Genomic DNA, 18057 nt, shown 5'->3' on the forward strand with positions numbered 1-18057 from the left:
TGTGGGGCGGTTGATTATCTACTGCCTTTTTGGAGAAAATTGAATGGCTCGTATTGCCGGTGTAAACATTCCGGATAACAAGCACGCTGTTATCTCTCTAACGTATATCTTTGGTATTGGTCGCCATACTTCAAAAGCTATCTTAGCTGCTGCTGGTATTGCTCCAACTACTAAGATCCGTGAATTAGATGACGCTCAGCTTGATGCGATTCGTGCAGAAGTTGCTAAGGTTCCGACCGAAGGTGATTTACGTCGCGAAATTTCCATGAACATTAAACGTTTAATGGATTTAGGCTGCTACCGCGGTCTTCGTCATCGTCGCAGCTTGCCTGTCCGCGGTCAACGCACCAAAACTAACGCTCGTACCCGTAAAGGTCCGCGCAAACCTATTAAGAAATAAGATTTCTGGAAGCTAAAAGATGGCTAAAGATACTCGCGCACGCAAGAAGGTCACTCGTACCGTCTCTGAAGGTGTCGCACACATTCACGCTTCTTTTAATAACACCATTGTGACTATTACCGATCGTCAAGGTAATGCACTGGCTTGGGCCACTTCAGGTGGACAAGGCTTCCGTGGATCACGTAAATCAACTCCGTTCGCTGCTCAGGTAGCTGCTGAAGTTGCTGGTAAAGCTGCTTTAGACTACGGTTTGAAAAACTTGGACGTCCTTGTAAAAGGTCCTGGTCCTGGTCGTGAATCTGCGGTTCGTGCTTTAGGTGCAGTGGGTTATAAAATTAACAGCATTACCGATGTGACGCCAATCCCGCACAACGGTTGCCGTCCACCTAAAAAACGTCGCGTGTAAGGAGAAACATTCATGGCTCGTTATATTGGTCCAAAATGCAAACTCTCTCGTCGCGAAGGGACAGACCTGCAACTTAAATCAGGCGTTAAACCGTTTGATGTTAAGACAAAAAAACATGCGAAAGTTCCTGGCCAACACGGCGGGGCTCGTGGTGGTAAACAATCTGAGTACTCACTACAATTACGTGAAAAACAAAAAGTACGTCGCATGTACGGTGTTTTAGAGCGTCAATTTAGTAACTACTATAAAGAAGCTGCTCGTGTTAAAGGCGCAACTGGTGAAAACCTGTTGAAGCTACTTGAAAGCCGTCTTGATAACGTTGTTTATCGTATGGGTTTCGGTTCTACTCGTGCAGAAGCTCGTCAGTTAGTATCTCACCGTAGCATCACTTTGAATGGCCGTCGTGTTAACATTGCGTCTATCCAAGTTAAAGCGGGTGATGTGATCGCAGTTCACGAAGGCGCTAAGCAACAATTACGTATCAAAAACGCAATTGAGTTAGCTACTCAACGTGGCATGCCTTCTTGGATGGAAATTGACCATTCTAAATTAGAAGGTACGTTCAAAGCTGCACCGGATCGTTCTGATTTACCTGCTGAAATCAACGAAAGCTTGATTGTAGAATTGTATTCTAAATAATCCTTGAGGAAGCAATATGACGCGTACTGCAAATGAGTTTCTAACTCCGCAAGCGATCAAGGTCGAAGCGGCAAGCGGGACCTCGGCAAAAGTTATTCTAGAACCATTAGAGCGTGGCTTTGGTCATACTCTTGGTAATGCTTTACGTCGCATCCTTCTTTCTTCTCTACCTGGCGCAGCTGTGGTAGAAGTTGAGATTGAAGGGGTCGAGCACGAGTACAGTACTTTGGAAGGCTTGCAGCAGGACATCGTCGAGCTCTTGCTGAACCTAAAAGGATTGTCGATTAAGCTGTTCGATCAAAATGAAGCTTATTTAACATTAGAGAAACAAGGTGCAGGCGACGTAACTGCGGCTGACCTTCGTTTACCTCATAATGTTGAAGTGGTTAACCCTGAACATTTGATCGGTACTTTAAGTGCCTCAGGCTCATTGAAAATGCGTCTGAAAGTGGCTCAAGGTCGTGGCTACGAGACTTCTGATTCACGCTTCCCTGAAGGCGAAACTCGCCCAGTGGGTCGCTTGCAGTTAGATGCGTCTTACAGCCCAATCAAACGTGTTTCATACACCGTGGAAAACGCGCGTGTAGAACAACGTACTGACCTTGATAAACTGATCATTGATCTTGAAACTAACGGTACTGTAGATCCTGAAGAAGCGATCCGCAAAGCTGCAACTATTTTGCAGCAACAAATTGCGATCTTCGTTGACCTTCAGAAAGATCAAGCACCTGTTGCTCAAGAGCCTCGTGAAGAAGTTGACCCAATCTTGCTTCGCCCAGTAGATGATCTAGAGCTAACTGTTCGTTCTGCTAACTGTTTGAAAGCAGAAAACATTTACTACATTGGTGATCTTGTACAGCGTACCGAAGTTGAGTTGCTTAAAACTCCTAACTTGGGTAAAAAATCGCTTACTGAGATCAAAGATGTTCTGGCTTCTAAAGGCTTACAACTCGGCATGCGTTTAGAGAACTGGCCACCGGCTAGTCTCCGTATGGACGATCGTTTCGCCTATCGTAGCCGTTAATTAAGTAGGACTATCACCATGCGTCATCGTAATAGTGGTGTGAAATTAGGCCGTACAAGCAGTCATCGTAAAGCGATGTTCCAAAACATGGCTAACTCTTTGTTCGAGCACGAGTTGATCAAAACAACTGTGCCTAAAGCAAAAGAGTTACGTCGTGTAGCTGAGCCTTTAATCACTTTAGCTAAAAACGATACAGTAGCAAACCGTCGTTTGGCGTTTGCTCGTACTCGTTCAGCAGCAACTGTTGGTAAATTATTTACCGTTCTTGGCCCTCGTTACAAAGAGCGTAACGGCGGTTATCTACGTGTTCTTAAAGCGGGCTTCCGTGCAGGTGATGCTGCACCGATGGCTTACGTTGAGCTAGTAGATCGCGAAGTTAACTAATTTCGTGAAGAATAACGCAAGTTGTTCGAAAAGGTCGGTTGAATAAACCGGCCTTTTTTAATGCCTGTATATTTTAATTTAAAGTGATTGAGTTTCAGATAACTGATCTGGCCTCAAAAGATAAAAAAATAGTGGCTTTTTAATGAACTTGACATTGTGTATTGTCAGTTTTGTGATTTAATAAAAACAGATAGCATCGCTTAGGTAAAAGAACAAGATGGAAAAGCAGGTAGATATTTTAATCGTGGGTGCGGGGATCTCGGGGATTGGTCTGGCAGCGCATCTTTCTAAACATTGTCCGCAACGCTCTTTTGAGATTATTGAACGCCGTGAAAGTATTGGTGGAACTTGGGACCTGTTTAAATATCCGGGAATCCGTTCTGATTCGGATATGTCGACTTTTGGTTTTAATTTCAAACCCTGGAAGAAAGAAAGCGTGCTTGCCGATGGCGCATCCATCAAAAATTATCTGACTGAAGTGGTGGATGAGTTTAAGCTACAGCCGAAAATCCATTTTCAGCATCGGGTCTTAAGTGCCAATTATGATTCTACAACCTGCAAATGGTCAGTAGAGATCGAGGATGCACACGGTAAGAAGCAGATCTGGATCGCCAACTTTGTACTCGGTTGTACCGGTTATTATAATTATGATCAGGGTTTTCAGCCGGAGTTTCCAAATCAAGATGCATTCAAAGGTAAATTTATTCATCCGCAACATTGGCCGGAAAATTTAAACTATAAAGGCAAAAAAGTGGTCATCATTGGCAGTGGTGCGACCGCGATTACCTTGGTTCCTGCGATGGTGAAAGGTGGAGCAGGGCATGTCACCATGTTGCAACGTTCCCCAACTTATATTGCTTCTGTACCCTCGGTCGATTTTATTTATTCAAAAATGCGTAAATATCTGCCCGAGGAGGTCGCTTACAAGCTGACACGTGCGCGTAATATCGGCATGCAGCGCGGGATTTATGCTTTGGCACAGAAACAGCCAAAATTATTAAAATCGCTTTTGCTTAAATCGGTGCAACTTCAGCTAAAAGGTAAAGTGGACATGAAGCACTTTACCCCGAATTATGAACCTTGGGATCAGCGTCTGTGTGTGGTGCCAGATGGGGATCTGTTTAAAATTTTACGTGAAGGGCAGGCATCAGTTGCAACGGATCAGATAGAAACCTTTACCGAAACGGGAATTCAGCTGAAATCAGGTCAACATCTGGATGCTGATATTATCGTCTCTGCCACCGGTCTGAATATTCAAATTCTTGGCGGGATTCAGGCGACGATGGATGGTCAGCCTATCGATACCTCACAGCATATGTTGTATAGAGGCATCATGGTCAGTGATATACCGAATATGGCGCTGATTATTGGCTATATCAATGCCTCCTGGACGCTTAAAGTCGACATTGCAGCTGAGTATATTTGCCGTCTGCTGAACTATATGGATCAGCAAGGTTATGCGCAGGTGATTGCTCAGGGAGATCAGAGTGAATTGCTTCAGGATACCGTCATGGGTAGTCTTAGTTCGGGTTATATTGCCCGAGCTGCAGACGTGATGCCAAAGCAGGGTAAACATGCTCCATGGAAAGTCAGCAATAATTATCTGGCAGACCGCAAGGAACTCAAGCAGGCTTCGTTTGAAGATGGGGTGCTGAAATTTAGAAAAAACAGCAATGCTTTAAAGCATAAACCGCGTTTGGTCTCTTAAATTTATATTTTTGCATACAGAAAAAGGAGTCCTGAGAGACTCCTTTTTTATGCATCCATTTTAAATTGAACGGGCGATGAGTTCTTTCATAATTTCATTGGTACCCGCATAAATCCGGTTGGCACGGTTGTCGATATAAGCCCGGGCAATTGGATATTCCAGCATATAACCATAACCACCATGCAGTTGCAGACATTCATCTACGACTTTGCTGTACATTTCTGAAATCTTGTATTTGGCCGCAGCAGCGGCATCTACGCCTAATTCGTGCTTGAGTTGCAGCTGCATACAGCGATCCAGATAAGCGCGGCACACATCGATCTCGGTACGTAGTTCTGCCAGTTTAAAGCGGGTATTTTGAAAATGGCTGATGCTCTTGCCAAAAGCCTGACGTTCCTTGGTATATTTTACTGTGTGGGCAAAAGCGGCTTCAGCACCTGCCTGACAGATAATCGCTACAATCAGGCGTTCCCAAGCTAGTTCTTTCATTAGCATCATGAAACCCATGCCTTCCGGACCGAGCAGGTTTTCTTTCGGAACCCGAACATTGTCAAAGAACAGTTCACAGGTATCTTGACCTTTCATGCCAATTTTATTCAGCGGCTTGCCTTTACTAAATCCAGCTTGGTCGGCTTCGACTATAATCAATGACAGATTGGCCGAACCTTTGTCATTATTGCCCGTTTTACATACCACAATCGTCATATCGCAAAGATAGCCATTGGTAATAAAAATCTTGGAACCATTAATCACATAGTCGTCGCCATCCAATACAGCAGATGTCCGCACTGCTTGCAGGTCAGAGCCAGTTCCCGGTTCGGTCATGGCGATTGCGGTGACGACCTCTCCAGACGCCATTTTCGGCAGCCATTGCTGTTTTTGAGCTTCACTGCCAAAGTTCAGCAGATAATTGGCGACGATATCCGAATGTAGCGAAAACCCAGTCGCTGAATCTCCGGCATAGGCCTGTTCCTCAATCAAAATCATGCTATACAACCGGTTTACGCCAGAGCCGCCATATTCCTCAGGCATGGTAGCGCAGAGCAATCCAAGCTCACCGGCTTTATTCCACAGCTCTCGATCTACATGCTGCTGGCTTTCATAACGCTCGGTATGTGGAATGACTTCTTTCTCATAAAATTTACGTACCGTCTCGCGAAAAGCCTCATGTTCGGCAGTAAAGAGTTGGCGCGGCAGCATCGGAGCGAGTGGGCGAATGGCTGCAGATTGCATCTTGTTATTCCTTATTTTGATCTGTTTGGTTTAACTTAGGCCATGCCAAGATCAGCAGCAATGAGCGGAATGTTCAAATGACTTCAATCTGCTGATGCTTTTGGTCATTTCTATGAAATCCCTCGAAATTCAGCCAGCGCTTCAGGTAAACTATTCGGGTTTATAACGAGTTGGGGAAATTCGATGACTGATGACATCAGCTTAGAAGAGCGCAAAGTGATTTATCGTGCGCGTCGTGGTCTAAAAGAACTGGATGTATATTTTGATCCCTACGTAAAAAACCATTACCTGAATGCTGAGCCTTTCGAAAAACAGATGTTTGCAGAGCTGGTTGAGCAGGAAGACCCGGATTTGCTGGACTGGTTTATGGAAGTGTCTGAGCCGCCGCGTCCTGAACTAAAAGATTTTATCAAGAAGCTTAAATTTTACGTTCATGGATAATCGTTGCTTTAAGCTGAAACGCAGTCTCTGTGCATTGGCGTTTCAGCTTTTTATTTTTGCACTGCTGATGTATCTGTTGTATCAGTTATTGCCGATTGCACTTTGGGCAGTGTGCGCTGTCATAGGCTTGGTGATTTATCAGCTGTTTTACCGCAAGACACCACAGATTGAGCAGTTTGAATATCTGGATGGACGTGAATGGTCATTGACTACCAAAGCACGACCGACCCGTCGGGTATGTATTAGTCACGTAATTGATCATCAGGCGTATATTGTGGTGTATTTTCAGCATGCCAAGGCGCGACCTTTATTGATCTGGTGTGATCAATTGCCCTTCAAACAATGGAAATCCTTAAAATTATTGACTAAATTAATTTAGTTGTAAAACAAACGCATTTTAATGATTTAATTAAAATGCTAATAAAACAAATATTTAGACCAAATTCCTATTTTTATTGTCAGACAGAAATCAAGGTTAATCCATGACTTAGAGAAATTGTCTGACAATTTATTCCCTATGTTTTATTTTTAGCCTGTACATTTAACTCCCCAACAGCAACTACGGGAGACCTTAATGGAATTTCCAGTATGGATGTTTCTGATCGTAGCGATTGTTTTAACGCTGGTGATCGGACGACTCGGGACAGTGTTGAAGGATAAATTTTCATCTTAATCAAGCAGGGTTTATTATTTTTCTGCTTGTACAGTTAATAAGTAGCATGTGCTGAACCGTCGCAATGCTACTTTTTTTTGCCCAAAATTTGGTATTCTTCTAAATACAGTCAATTGCAGCGCGGCTATTTAATGGCAAAGTGTCTCGTCTAAATTAGAGTAAATACTCTTTTATTCACAAAATGCTTCTGATATCTTTAGCAGAAAGATGGACATAATCACAATTATAGAGGACAGGAAAATGTCAGACGTCCGTAAAATATGCCAAGGTATGGCGACCATTGCAATAACAACAACAGTTTTGACGGGGTGTTCTCAGGTCATTAAAACCGGTGCCAATGTTGCACTGGGTTTCACCGAAAACCATATTGTACCGCCGATTTTAGCGATGGATGATGCTGAAATGGTGTGTAATTCAGGGAATTCTTTAACGCCGGCCATTATGGCGACCAAAGAAATGGGGGCGGATCCAACACGGGTGGCCGTGCTGATGTATTCGGCTGCCGGTATTTGTGCCGAGCAAAAAGCGCTGGAAGCCGAGTTACGCTATTTACGTGCTTCAAAAACCAATCAGGTGGCAGAAGCTCAAGATGCCCGAATCGAGCAGAAGCGCTGGGCGGCACTGGCAGCACAGCGTCAATATACCGGTTATCAACTGTTCCAGAGCCGTTATGAAAAGAAATACCAAAAAGCCCTGGGTGAAGAATGCCCACGCATGAACAGTGATATCGAGCAAACGGTTTATCTGTTGGGTATGCTCAGTGGCTTGCAGGCCATGACCAATGATATTAACTCGGGTGGTGCAGTGCATGTACCGAAAGATATTGCTGCCGTGGTCGAGCGTGGCATGGTGTGTCTGGATAACGCGAAATTCTGGGGTGCGCCGAATGCCACCCGTGCGGTGATCTGGACTTTGTTGCCAGGCGCAGGGGAAGGCAAGCCTGACCCTTACCAAACATTAAAACAATCTACACAAATTGGTGAGCAAAAAGGTGTACGTTTATCTCATGCCTTGTATGCCGTAGCGGCTCAGGCCAGTGGCGATGATGCCAAAGTTCGGGATGCCTTGAAAACCTTTGCTCAGGCCCGTACGGAGGAAAAACCGGTAAATCCGCAATTCAAGCTGATTGACAGCATGGCCGCGATTATGGTCAGTGGCATATCAGATCGTTACTGGACAGAAAATACTGGTATACGTAGTGGCGATGATGGCATGCAACGTTTCTGGGATGAATCCGACAGTTCTTCCGAGCTCGATGATCTGTTCAGTGCGGATCTGTAATGCAGATACTATGCATGAAGCTTCAGGGATGAAGTCAAATTAGATGGTCAGGGAGGACAACAGGCCGATGCTAGATCAACATTTTCGACGAAAAATTATTTTTCTAGCGGCTTTTGTCTCTCTCTCTGCATGTCTGCAAATTTTTCAGGATCATTTTATCTACTGGCAAGAGAGTCTGCTGGGTGAATTCTGGCGACTCTGGACAGCGCACTGGGTACATGTGAGCTGGATTCATTACTTTCTAAACATTCTCGCCTTTATCTGTTTACCTTTCATTTTTCCACGCGCTACCGTCTGGCATTTCTGTGCCATTTTGCTGATCTTGCCACCGTTGATCAGTTTAAGCTTTTATTTTTTCTTACCCAATATTGAAGCCTATGCTGGCCTGTCGGGCGTGCTGCATGGTGCCTATGTCGCCGTAGCCTGTGTACATTTGCTGTATAAGCGGGAACGCGGCTTTGCGGCGCTGGTATTATTTTTGATTTTTGCCAAACTGGTCTGGGAAAACACCATTGGCAATGTCGGAATGGCGCAGCTGATCGGTAGTCCGGTTTTGGTTGAGGCACATTTACTTGGGGTGATTTGGGGCGTGATTCTGGCGCTGATCTATATTGTGAGCAATTATTTTCGGGATAATTAAAGTGCAGAGATAAATAATTTACTTGGCAGAAAATACAAAAAGAAAATATAAATTGTCATTTTTATTGTGCCAATTTTCATGCAAAGTCAAAACATAGAATAAAGATCCTGACCTTTGAAAAGGAATTTTCTAGGCAGAAGGGAAGATCAGCGTCCTAGACCAAGCATCAGGCCGCTAAAATAAAAATAGGAATACACATGCAAAATAATGATCAAAACAGATCAGGATTAGGTCTGTTGCGTTATATATGGACAGAGTGGATCTCGACCTTCGTCGTGCTGGTTTTACTTTTGCTCACTTTGATTATTGGCACCGGGGAAATGATTCACGGCCAGTTGCTGCGTATGGGGGAGCGTATTTACGGCGATCCGGCAACAGGAATGCAATATTCATTTTTAAGGGCTGAGCCGACGCGTCCACAATGTGAACGCAATATTAATGTCGATCAACGCGTTCAGCAGCAGATAAAAGCCGATGCAGCCGATGATTATGCCGACTTCTTCGGGGTGCGTTCGGAAGCGGATGTCCGTGCTGCGGTGTTACAGGCACAGCAGGTCTGTGAAGAATCCTACCTGTTTTATGATAAAGCCATTCAACATGTGCAAGCACATCCAAGTATTCGGGCTTATCGGACCTTTGAAACTTCTTTCTTTGGCATCTTCAAGTTTGGTACGGAAAACCGGGCTTTGCTTCTGGTCATCATGGTGGTCTTTGCTGCGATCAGTGCCACTCTAAAAACCCATCATATTGGCTTGCGTAGCCCGAGCACGCGTATCGACTTTAAAGTTTATTCGGTCGCCATGCTGGTCGCTAATGCTTTCCTGGCATTTTCATCCTATAGCCAATATCAGTCCGTATTGAACTCGGGCGTGCCGATGGGGGAGATGAAATACATCTACTGGTTGTGGATGATTCTGTTCAGCGCACTCACCCTGATCAGCTTGTATCAGGTGATCAAACAACCAAAACCAACACGTGAGGGTGGCAGTTTTGGTCTGGCCTTTCTGAGTGTACCGCTATATGCCTATATGGCCATTACTACCGGGATAAACTTCACTTTCTTTATGGACTATCCAATGGGACAGGGGATTTACCTCGGTCAATTGGTGGAGTTTTCTAGTATCTTTCTGAATTTGGCCTTGTTTATCTGGGTCGGTATGTTGCTGAAACAGACCCGTGTCGTGGACATGTTCCTGAATATTCTGCGTCCATGGAATCTGGCCCCTGAAACCCTGACCTGGTTAATCTTGCTGGCAGCTGCATTACCGACCGCCTATACCGGAGCATCAGGGATTTTCGTAATTGCCGCAGGTGCGATTATTTACAAGGAAGTCTGGAATGCGGGCGGACGCCGTCAGTTTGCATTGGCCGCCACTGCAATGTCTGGTTCACTGGGCGTGGTTTTACGTCCTTGCTTGCTGATTGTCGTGGTGGCATCACTGAATAAAGAAGTGACCACCGACTTACTCTATCACTACGGGATTTATGTCTTCCTGCTCAGTTCGACTTTATTCCTGGTAATTTCCCTGTTCTTTGCAGAAAACAAATTCCGGATTGCTGCACCTATTGTGGCTGCTCCTCAATCCGGTCGCGCCTTCATTGCGATTATTCCATATATCGTGATTTTCATTCTGATCTGGTTATTCTATAAATATGCCTTGTCGACTGACCTGAATGAATTTACCGCACCAGTGATGATGCCAGTCATTCTGCTGATGATTGTCTTGTTCGACAAGTTGCGTCATGAACCTGCGCCGTTGCCGGCAGTGGGGCATTGGGATGAAACTTTGACCGCAACTTTAAACTCAAGATCGGCACCTGAACTGGCGACAGCCGGTGCCGCAGCCAATGCAGAATATCGTGAGGCTGAACATAGTGAACAACCAGGCAAAGAATTGGCTGTTGATCATACTGTGCAGCGTTCAAAAGCGACTGAAATTTTGCGTAATGTCGGTTTCTGGAAGTCTATGCATATTTCGACCAGTGAGACGGTGGGCCATATTGGTGCCTTGGTCATTCTGATGGCACTTTCGGTGAGTGTGGGTGGCTTGCTGGAACGTATTGAAATTATGGAAGCCTTCCCGACCGACATCAGCAGTACCATTCTGGTGATTTCCCTGATTGTCGGCTTGATGATTTTTGTCGGGATGATCATGGATCCATTTGGCGCGGTGATTCTGATCTCGGCGACCGTGGCTCCAGTGGCCTATCAATACGGCATTCATCCAGTACATTTCTGGATGATTACCCTGATTGGTTTTGAGCTGGGTTATGTGACGCCACCGGTTGCGCTAAATCATCTGCTGGCCAGACAGTCGATTGGCGATGCCGAAGTGGCCGAGGCGGATGCAGAAGTACGACACTTGTCTTTCTACTACCGTTATGAACGCTGGATTTTACCAGTGATAGTATTGCTGCCTGCGATGCTGATCATTGCCTATGTGCCTTATATCTTTAAGCTGTTCGGCTGGTATCAATAAGAAAAAAGCAATAAAAAAGCACTTTCGGGTGCTTTTTTATTTATTTGATTTAAATTCGTTAATCAAATTTTGGATGAATTCAGGCGTTTTTGCAGAATTGGACTACACAGTAGAATCGCACAGAAAATCAGCCCCAGCCCAATCAGGCTATAAAGGTCCGGAACTTCCTGCCAGAACAGAAAGCCCCACATGCCGGCAAAGAAAATCGCCACATAGTTGACCGGTCCAATCTATCCTGCCGGAGCCAGCTTGTAGGCATTTGACATAAACAATTGGCTGAAATTGGCCAGGATGCCGGCAGTAATCAGATAGCTGAGTTCTGTCAGGGTATAAGGTCGCCATAGCCAGAACATCGGAATCACTGAAATCAGGGTGCCAATAAAGCAGAAATAAAACACGATTTTTTCCGGAGACTCAGTTTTAGTCAGTGCCCGAACCGTGACAAAGGCCACCGCCGCCAGAAAGCTGGCACTCAAGCCAATGACCGACATCAGGTTAATTAGACCCGAATCTGGTTTGGCGACACAGAGTACGCCGATGAAACCAATCAGAGCTGCGGCTAACATGCTTGTGGTGATTTTTTCCTTGAGAAATAGCCAGGCAATCAAAGGAATAAAAATCGGGGAAGAGTAGGTAAAGACCATGGCATTGGAGAGTTTTAAATGCGCGATGGCATAGAAAAAGCCGTACATGGCAGTCAGGCCGACCACTGCGCGCCAAGTGTGCATCCATAGTTTTTCAGTTTTGAAAAAACCAATGCCTTTATTGAAAATGAAAGGCAGGAAAATAAACAGCCCAACAAAATTGCGAAAGAAAACCACGGTAGCATTATCAACTGTTGTTGAGGCATAACGGATACAGACGCCCATGACTGAAAAGAGAAAAGCAGAGCAGGTCAGTAACAGAATGGCTTTAAGCAGATGCGGAGCGGCTGGGGCAGACATGGAAACAACTGAGCTAGAAGATCTGACGATATTCTAGCTGAAATGCTGTCGAGATTTACTGGCTTTGAGCAAGTTGTGCTTCAAGTAACTGGATCTGTTCCTCTTTCAGTTGAATCAACTGGTCGGCATCGCTATGCTGCGCATCCAGTGTGGCTTTTTGTTCATTGAGCTGAACTTGGATATCATCTAATTTAGCCACTTCTTCTTTGGCCAAACTGGCATTCTCCGGCACCGGTGCATCTAACAGCTGGTCTGATACCAGTGCTTTAGCTTCGATCGCCTCAGCTGCTTTCGCTGCCGCCGTATCTTCTTCAGTTTTCACCGCAGGTTTTGCTGTCGGAACAGCCGCGATATCTTCCTGATGCATGCGTTCCGCTTCATCGGAAGAGGCATTCAACCACTGATATAGCAATACCAATGCAACGACAGTAACTAAAGCCCCCATAATCCCCATTAAAAGTTTGGGGTTATTTCTTTGTTCTACTGACATAGCTTGAACCTTGATTTTTATTTTACTGAACGAGGTTTAAACTGAATCACGCCAACTTCATCTGGAACAGCTGGTGTTTCTGGTTGATCAACATGTGTGGGACGATTTTCTTCATAACCACATTCAATACATTCGATCCATTCATCTTCACCAGAGGTCAGCATGACGACGCGATCTAACGCCTGACATTTTGGACATTTTGCGCCTGCAATGAAACGACGTTTAATGGTCATCATACTCACCTTGTGATCAACTTAAAAAGCTAGTTTAAGCGTTTTTAGAGGGGTTCGTCCAACCTTGATGACGCAGCAATGCATCTATTTTTGGCTCGCGTCCGCGGAAATTGATAAATGCGTCAAGTGCTGTGTCTTTTCCGCCAACTGCGAGGATATTTTCCCGAAACTGCTTTCCGGTAGTGGTATTAAAAATACCTTCATCTTCAAAGCGGTCAAAGGCATCACTGGCCAAAACTTCGGCCCATTTATAGGAATAATATCCTGCTGCATAACCACCGGCAAAAATGTGACTGAAGCTGTGCTGGAAACGGTTATAGTCGGTGGTCGGTAGGACCGCATACTTTTCACGAATCTCATTCAGAGTAGCCTGAACCTGTGTTGCATTTAAAGCCGGATTGGCTCGGTGAATACTCAGGTCAAACAGGGCAAATTCAAGCTGACGCAGGGTTTGCATGCCAGACTGGAAGAAACGTGCATCGAGCAGGGCCTTGAGCAGTTCAGCCGGCAAGGATTCTTGGGTTTCGATGTGCTCGCTGAGCAGATCTAGACTTTCCTGATCCCATGCCCAGAATTCCATAAACTGGCTTGGCAGCTCAACGGCATCCCACGCCACGCCATGGGTACCTGCTACCGCAATATTGTCCACTTCTGTCAGCATATGATGCAGGCCATGACCAAATTCATGGAACAGGGTAATCACTTCATCATGAGTCAGCAGTGCAGGGCGATTACCGACGGGTGGAGTAAAGTTACCGACCATATAACAAATCGGTTTTTGCAAGCCATCACTGGTCTGCATACGGGAACGGAAACCGCTCATCCATGCACCGCCACGTTTGCCCTGACGTGCATATAGATCAAAATAGAAACCGCCAATCACCTGACCCTGATCTTCTAATTCAAAATAACGTGCATCCGGATGCCATACAGGCGCTTCACGTTCAATCACCTGAATGCCATACAGACGATTAACAATACTGAACAGGCCTTGCAGGATTTTCGGTGCAGGGAAGTAAGGTTTAAGCGCTTCCTGTGACAAATTAAATTGCTGCATTTTCAGCTTTTCAGAATAATAGCCACTGTCCCACGGTTGTAGGTCACGGATGCCATCTTCAGCAGCAATCGCTTTCAGTTCAGCAATTTCCTGTTCTGCTGGTGCGCGGGCATGCTCTGCCAGATCACGCAAAAATTCGTCTACTGCCTCTACACTCGGTGCCATTTTACTGGCTAAGGACAATTCCGCATAATTATTAAAGCCAAGCAGTTTTGCCATTTCCAGACGCAGACTGAGGATTTCTTCGATCAATGCAGTATTGTCAAACTCGCTCTGTTCAGCCTGATCTGACGCGCGGGTAGTATAAGCTTTATAGAGTTCTTCACGCAGAGGACGATTTTCTGAATGGGTCATGATCGCCAGATAAGACGGGAAATCCAGCGTAGCCACCGGTTGATCCAGTTCACGTTGCTGACCATATTGTTTTAACAGCTCAATATTACTGGTAGATAGACCCGCTAACTCATCTTCATTTAGCGGTCTGAAATAGGCCTGAGTCGCATCTAGCACATGGTTGGAGAAGTCGGAAGATAATTGGGACAGACGTGCCGAAATTTCCGCATAACGTTTTTTCGCTTCACCCTCTAACGCCACCCCAGACAGTTTGAAGTCACGTAAGGCCAGTTTAATGGCGCTTCGCTGCGCTGCCGGCAGTTCATTATAAATCGACGCATCATAAATATGCTGATAGGTCTGATAGAGCGCCGTATGTTGACCCAGTTGCGTATAATATTCGCTAAGACCCGGTAAAAGTGCTTGATAGACATCACGGGTTTCGGCATTGTTCATCACGGCATTTAAATGCGACAGGATGCCCCAAGACTCACTCATATTGTTTTCAAGCGTGTCGACATGTTCCAGTGTAGTCAGCTGCTCCTGTACTGAAGTAGGTGTTTCGGTGAGTTCATTTAGGAACTTTTGCCCCTCAGCAATACAGCTTTCAATCTTTTGTTTTAGCTCAGCCAGCGTAATCTGATCAAATTGCGGAACAGGCAAAGTTGCCTTTTCTAAAGTCATGTCGGTCTGCCAAATTAATTTTCAGTGTTAGTTCTAGAAGTAAGGCTTCTTGATCGAGAAATCAAGCTTGACCGGTGATTTATTCTGAAGCAGGAGGTATCGAGATTTATTCAATCTCGTTCACAATGATGTCCAAGCTACTTTTACTAATGTTGAGTTATAGTTCAACTGATTGGTGTTGCTCGCTGAAACTCCGAAACAGATAGTTTAAGAATAGGCAGAATTCCATAGTCTGTTTCAAAGAAATAGGAAATATGTCTTTGCAGATCTTTGAATTTCACTGCTTGAGTGTAGATCAAAATAGGAGGCAGTTTTCCTGTCAGTTTTGTTTAGAAATAGGGAAGGTACCTGATCAGACTGATCTAAGTTGATGATTCGATGCGGTAAGTATTTTTACTCTAATCGTATTTATTCTGGATAAGGTTTAAAAGAAAAAAGAGCGCCGTAGCGCTCTTTTTAAACCATCAAAAATTATTCAGTCTTGGCTTTTGCATTCGACTTTTTCTTTTTGACCTTGGCCTTTTTCTTTACTTTATCTTTAACCTTTGCTTCAGACTTTCCTGCAGATGGTTTAGCAGACTTTTTACTGTAAGAGCTGGGTTTTCCTTTTCCTTTTTTGCGTCGTATGGGCTGTTCTCCATCGGCGCTCAGGTTGGATTTAGATTCACGTTCATTGTTGCCGAACACTTCTTCTGTCGCGGCTGGACGTGATACTGGTTTTTTCTCACTTACGCGTGGTGCACGGGCACGAACTGCACGGCCAGCATGGCTGAGTTGTTGCACCAGTTCAAAGTCGATCTTGCGCTCTTCCAGATTTACACCGGCAACCTTGATTTTGACTTCATCGCCCAGCCCAAAGACCTGACCACGGTTCTGGCCGATCAGATTCTGGCTGCTTTGATCAAAGACGAAGAAGTCGTCGCCTAGCTGGCTGACATGCACCATACCATCGACATACAGGTCTTTTAACGTTACAAACAGGCCGAATTCTGCCGTCGCACTGATGATACCGATAAATTCTTCGCCCAGATGCTGCTGCATATAATGGCATTTCAACCAGGTCGTCACCGAACGTGATGCTTCATCTGCACGACGTTCTGTCGCTGAGAAATGGTCACCAGCTTCATCTAAAGCACCCCCTGAAAGTGGAGATGGCTTGTTATTTAAATGCGCTTTGATTGCGCGATGCAATAACAAATCCGGATAACGGCGAATTGGTGAAGTGAAATGTGTATAGGCTTCATAAGCCAGACCATAATGGCCTGCATTACTCGCGCCATAATAAGCCTGCATCATGGAGCGTAATAACACCGCATGAATACTTGGTGCATCAATCCGTTCTTTGGTCGCTTCAATCACCGCCTGATAATCTTTCTGAGTCGGCTGTTCCGGGAAATTCAAACCCAGCAGCTTGACGAAGTCACGGACTTTCTGGATACGTGAGAACTCTGGTGGCTCATGCACACGGTACAACATTGGCATTTCATTTTTCAATGCATATTCTGCGGCTGCCACGTTGGCCAGCAACATACACTCTTCAATCAGCTTATGCGCATCATTACGGCTGCGTGGAAGAATTTCTTTAATTCCGCCCAGTTCGTCGAAGGTCATGTAAGTTTCAACAGTTTCAAATTCCATGGCATGGCGTTCAGCACGTAAACTTTTAAGAACTTGATAAAGTTGGAACAGGGTGTTGATCGACTTGCGAACTTCGCGATCTTCGGTAATCGCCTGGCTGTCACCTTCCAGATACTGTGCGACCTGATCATAGGTCAAACGTGCCTTGGAATGCATGACAGACGGATAGAACTCAAAACCGGTGACTCGGCCAGCACGTGACAGTTTTAAATCACAGACCATACATAGGCGGTCAACGTTCGGATTTAACGAACACAGGCCATTCGACAATGCTTCAGGCAGCATCGGTAAAACGAAGTGCGGGAAGTAGACTGACGTCCCGCGTTCCTGCGCTTCATCATCTAGCGGTTTGCCTGGACGTACATAATGGCTGACATCGGCAATGGCCACGACCACACGATAGCCACCACCCGGACGTTTTTCGGCATAAACGGCATCATCAAAGTCACGTGCATCTTCACCATCAATGGTGACCAAGGCTAAATCACGTAGATCCACACGACCTTCACGGTCTTTGGCCGTTGGCTCTTTAAAGCTCTCGGCTTCTTTAACCACTTCTTCCGGGAATTCATAAGGCAAACCATATTCTAAAATGGTTTGTGGAATAATGATTTCAGTATCGGCCTTGTCTGCCATGGACTGCACAATATGTCCAGTCGCGAATTCTTCACGGGTCGGATAGGTATCAATCGCCACACGAATAGAGTCACCCAGATTAGCCTGGGCATGTTCGATCAGTTCTTTTTCAAGGGTGATTGGCTGATGCGCATTTGGGTTGGCTGGCTGGATAAAGTATTCACCATCATATTCTGACACTTTACCAATGATCTGTTTGACACGATGCTGCACAACTTCAGTAATATAGCCCCAGGCTTTACCTTTACGGTCTACCGAAGTCTGACGCACTTTAACGCGGTCACCATTAAAGACCAGGCGCAGTTCACGCTCAGCCAATAATAAGTCGTCCTGGCCGGAAATGTTGGCAGTTCCCATCCCCCGGGAATTGATATAAACCGTCGCTTCGGATTCAGGTTGCTCGACGGCAATCTGAAACTTGTAGCCGTCTTTCATCAGTTGCCCGTCACGCACCATCGCAATTAAACGATGGCTTAGGGCATCAATACTTTTTTGATCTGCAATTTCAAAATGTTCGACCAGGTCTGCATGGGACTGGGCATTGTTCTTTTCGATGGTTTCTAAAATGAGCGTGCGGCTAGGGATAGGGTTGTCATAACGTTCGGCTTCAGCTTTTGCTTCAGGATCGACCCAGTTTTTCATCATGTCTTTAAATTTATCTTAGGAGATAGGTTTAGCATAAAACATGTGTGCGCAGACTGCACGTAAATGATTGCAATAATCCATTTAAGTT

16 protein-coding genes and 1 pseudogene are annotated in these 18057 nt (G+C 45.3%); 11 read left to right on the plus strand and 6 right to left on the minus strand.

Translation table 11 applies throughout. The features are described 5' to 3' along the window. The first annotated feature begins 43 nt into the window (after positions 1-43). The 6 genes from rpsM to ACP7AK_RS08225 all read left to right on the plus strand — a co-directional run bounded on the left by rpsM (position 44) and on the right by ACP7AK_RS08225 (position 4561). On the plus strand, positions 44-400 hold the full coding sequence (gene rpsM, locus ACP7AK_RS08200; protein WP_004281492.1) for a 30S ribosomal protein S13: 357 nt from the start codon (positions 44-46) through the stop codon (positions 398-400). A gap of 19 nt (positions 401-419) precedes the next feature. Next, positions 420-806, plus strand: coding sequence for a 30S ribosomal protein S11 (rpsK, locus tag ACP7AK_RS08205; RefSeq protein WP_004281491.1), 387 nt, complete (start codon positions 420-422; stop codon positions 804-806). Between the two features lie 12 nt (positions 807-818). Next, positions 819-1445 carry a 30S ribosomal protein S4 gene (gene rpsD, locus ACP7AK_RS08210; protein ID WP_004281490.1) on the plus strand — a complete coding sequence of 209 codons (627 nt, stop codon included), beginning with the start codon at positions 819-821 and terminating at the stop codon, positions 1443-1445. Positions 1446-1461: 16 nt separating this feature from the next. Next, entirely contained in the window at positions 1462-2469 is a 1008-nt protein-coding gene (locus ACP7AK_RS08215; RefSeq protein WP_004281489.1) for a DNA-directed RNA polymerase subunit alpha, read from the plus strand. 18 nt (positions 2470-2487) lie between these two features. Next, positions 2488-2853, plus strand: coding sequence for a 50S ribosomal protein L17 (gene rplQ, locus ACP7AK_RS08220; protein WP_004281488.1), 366 nt, complete (start codon positions 2488-2490; stop codon positions 2851-2853). 217 nt (positions 2854-3070) lie between these two features. After that, positions 3071-4561: a flavin-containing monooxygenase gene (locus ACP7AK_RS08225; RefSeq protein ID WP_253137920.1), complete on the plus strand. Its 1491-nt coding sequence runs from the start codon at positions 3071-3073 to the stop codon at positions 4559-4561. A gap of 60 nt (positions 4562-4621) precedes the next feature. Here ACP7AK_RS08225 and ACP7AK_RS08230 read toward each other — a convergent pair whose 3' ends face one another. Next, complete coding sequence (locus tag ACP7AK_RS08230; protein ID WP_425879500.1) at positions 4622-5794, minus strand: acyl-CoA dehydrogenase family protein; 1173 nt, start codon at positions 5792-5794, stop codon at positions 4622-4624. Positions 5795-5977: 183 nt separating this feature from the next. On the opposite strand from ACP7AK_RS08230, the gene ACP7AK_RS08235 reads away from it, so the two are divergent. The 5 genes from ACP7AK_RS08235 (at position 5978) to ACP7AK_RS08255 (ending at position 11309) form a co-directional block, all read left to right on the plus strand. After that, positions 5978-6235 carry a succinate dehydrogenase assembly factor 2 gene (locus tag ACP7AK_RS08235; RefSeq protein ID WP_004281484.1) on the plus strand — a complete coding sequence of 86 codons (258 nt, stop codon included), beginning with the start codon at positions 5978-5980 and terminating at the stop codon, positions 6233-6235. Further along, positions 6228-6614, plus strand: coding sequence for a hypothetical protein (locus ACP7AK_RS08240; RefSeq protein WP_004281482.1), 387 nt, complete (start codon positions 6228-6230; stop codon positions 6612-6614). The genes ACP7AK_RS08235 and ACP7AK_RS08240 overlap by 8 nt, the downstream gene beginning before the upstream one ends. A gap of 534 nt (positions 6615-7148) precedes the next feature. Then, a complete protein-coding gene (locus tag ACP7AK_RS08245) occupies positions 7149-8189 on the plus strand; it encodes a hypothetical protein (RefSeq protein WP_004281480.1) in 1041 nt (346 codons plus the stop codon). Positions 8190-8256: 67 nt separating this feature from the next. Then, complete coding sequence (rrtA, locus tag ACP7AK_RS08250) at positions 8257-8829, plus strand: rhombosortase (RefSeq protein WP_005263745.1); 573 nt, start codon at positions 8257-8259, stop codon at positions 8827-8829. Between the two features lie 197 nt (positions 8830-9026). Continuing rightward, positions 9027-11309, plus strand: a complete 2283-nt coding sequence (locus tag ACP7AK_RS08255) for a TRAP transporter large permease subunit (RefSeq protein ID WP_425879503.1) — start codon at positions 9027-9029, stop codon at positions 11307-11309. Positions 11310-11371: 62 nt separating this feature from the next. Here ACP7AK_RS08255 and ACP7AK_RS08260 read toward each other — a convergent pair. The 5 genes and pseudogenes from ACP7AK_RS08260 to rnr all read right to left on the minus strand — a co-directional run bounded on the left by ACP7AK_RS08260 (position 11372) and on the right by rnr (position 17969). Then, positions 11372-12253 (minus strand): annotated as a pseudogene (locus tag ACP7AK_RS08260) (DMT family transporter). Between the two features lie 55 nt (positions 12254-12308). Beyond that, positions 12309-12743 (minus strand): hypothetical protein, encoded by a 435-nt coding sequence (locus tag ACP7AK_RS08265; RefSeq protein WP_425879505.1) that lies wholly within the window; start codon positions 12741-12743, stop codon positions 12309-12311. Between the two features lie 17 nt (positions 12744-12760). Next, positions 12761-12970: a YheV family putative zinc ribbon protein gene (locus tag ACP7AK_RS08270; RefSeq protein ID WP_171054337.1), complete on the minus strand. Its 210-nt coding sequence runs from the start codon at positions 12968-12970 to the stop codon at positions 12761-12763. A 40-nt stretch (positions 12971-13010) separates the two neighbouring features. After that, on the minus strand, positions 13011-15065 hold the full coding sequence (locus ACP7AK_RS08275) for a M3 family metallopeptidase (protein ID WP_425879546.1): 2055 nt from the start codon (positions 15063-15065) through the stop codon (positions 13011-13013). Between the two features lie 456 nt (positions 15066-15521). Continuing rightward, positions 15522-17969: a ribonuclease R gene (rnr, locus tag ACP7AK_RS08280; protein ID WP_425879507.1), complete on the minus strand. Its 2448-nt coding sequence runs from the start codon at positions 17967-17969 to the stop codon at positions 15522-15524. Positions 17970-18057: the final 88 nt, after the last annotated feature.

Source organism: Acinetobacter sp. TWP2-2-3, from assembly GCF_049896445.1.
In the GTDB taxonomy this organism is placed as follows: Bacteria; Pseudomonadota; Gammaproteobacteria; order Pseudomonadales; family Moraxellaceae; genus Acinetobacter.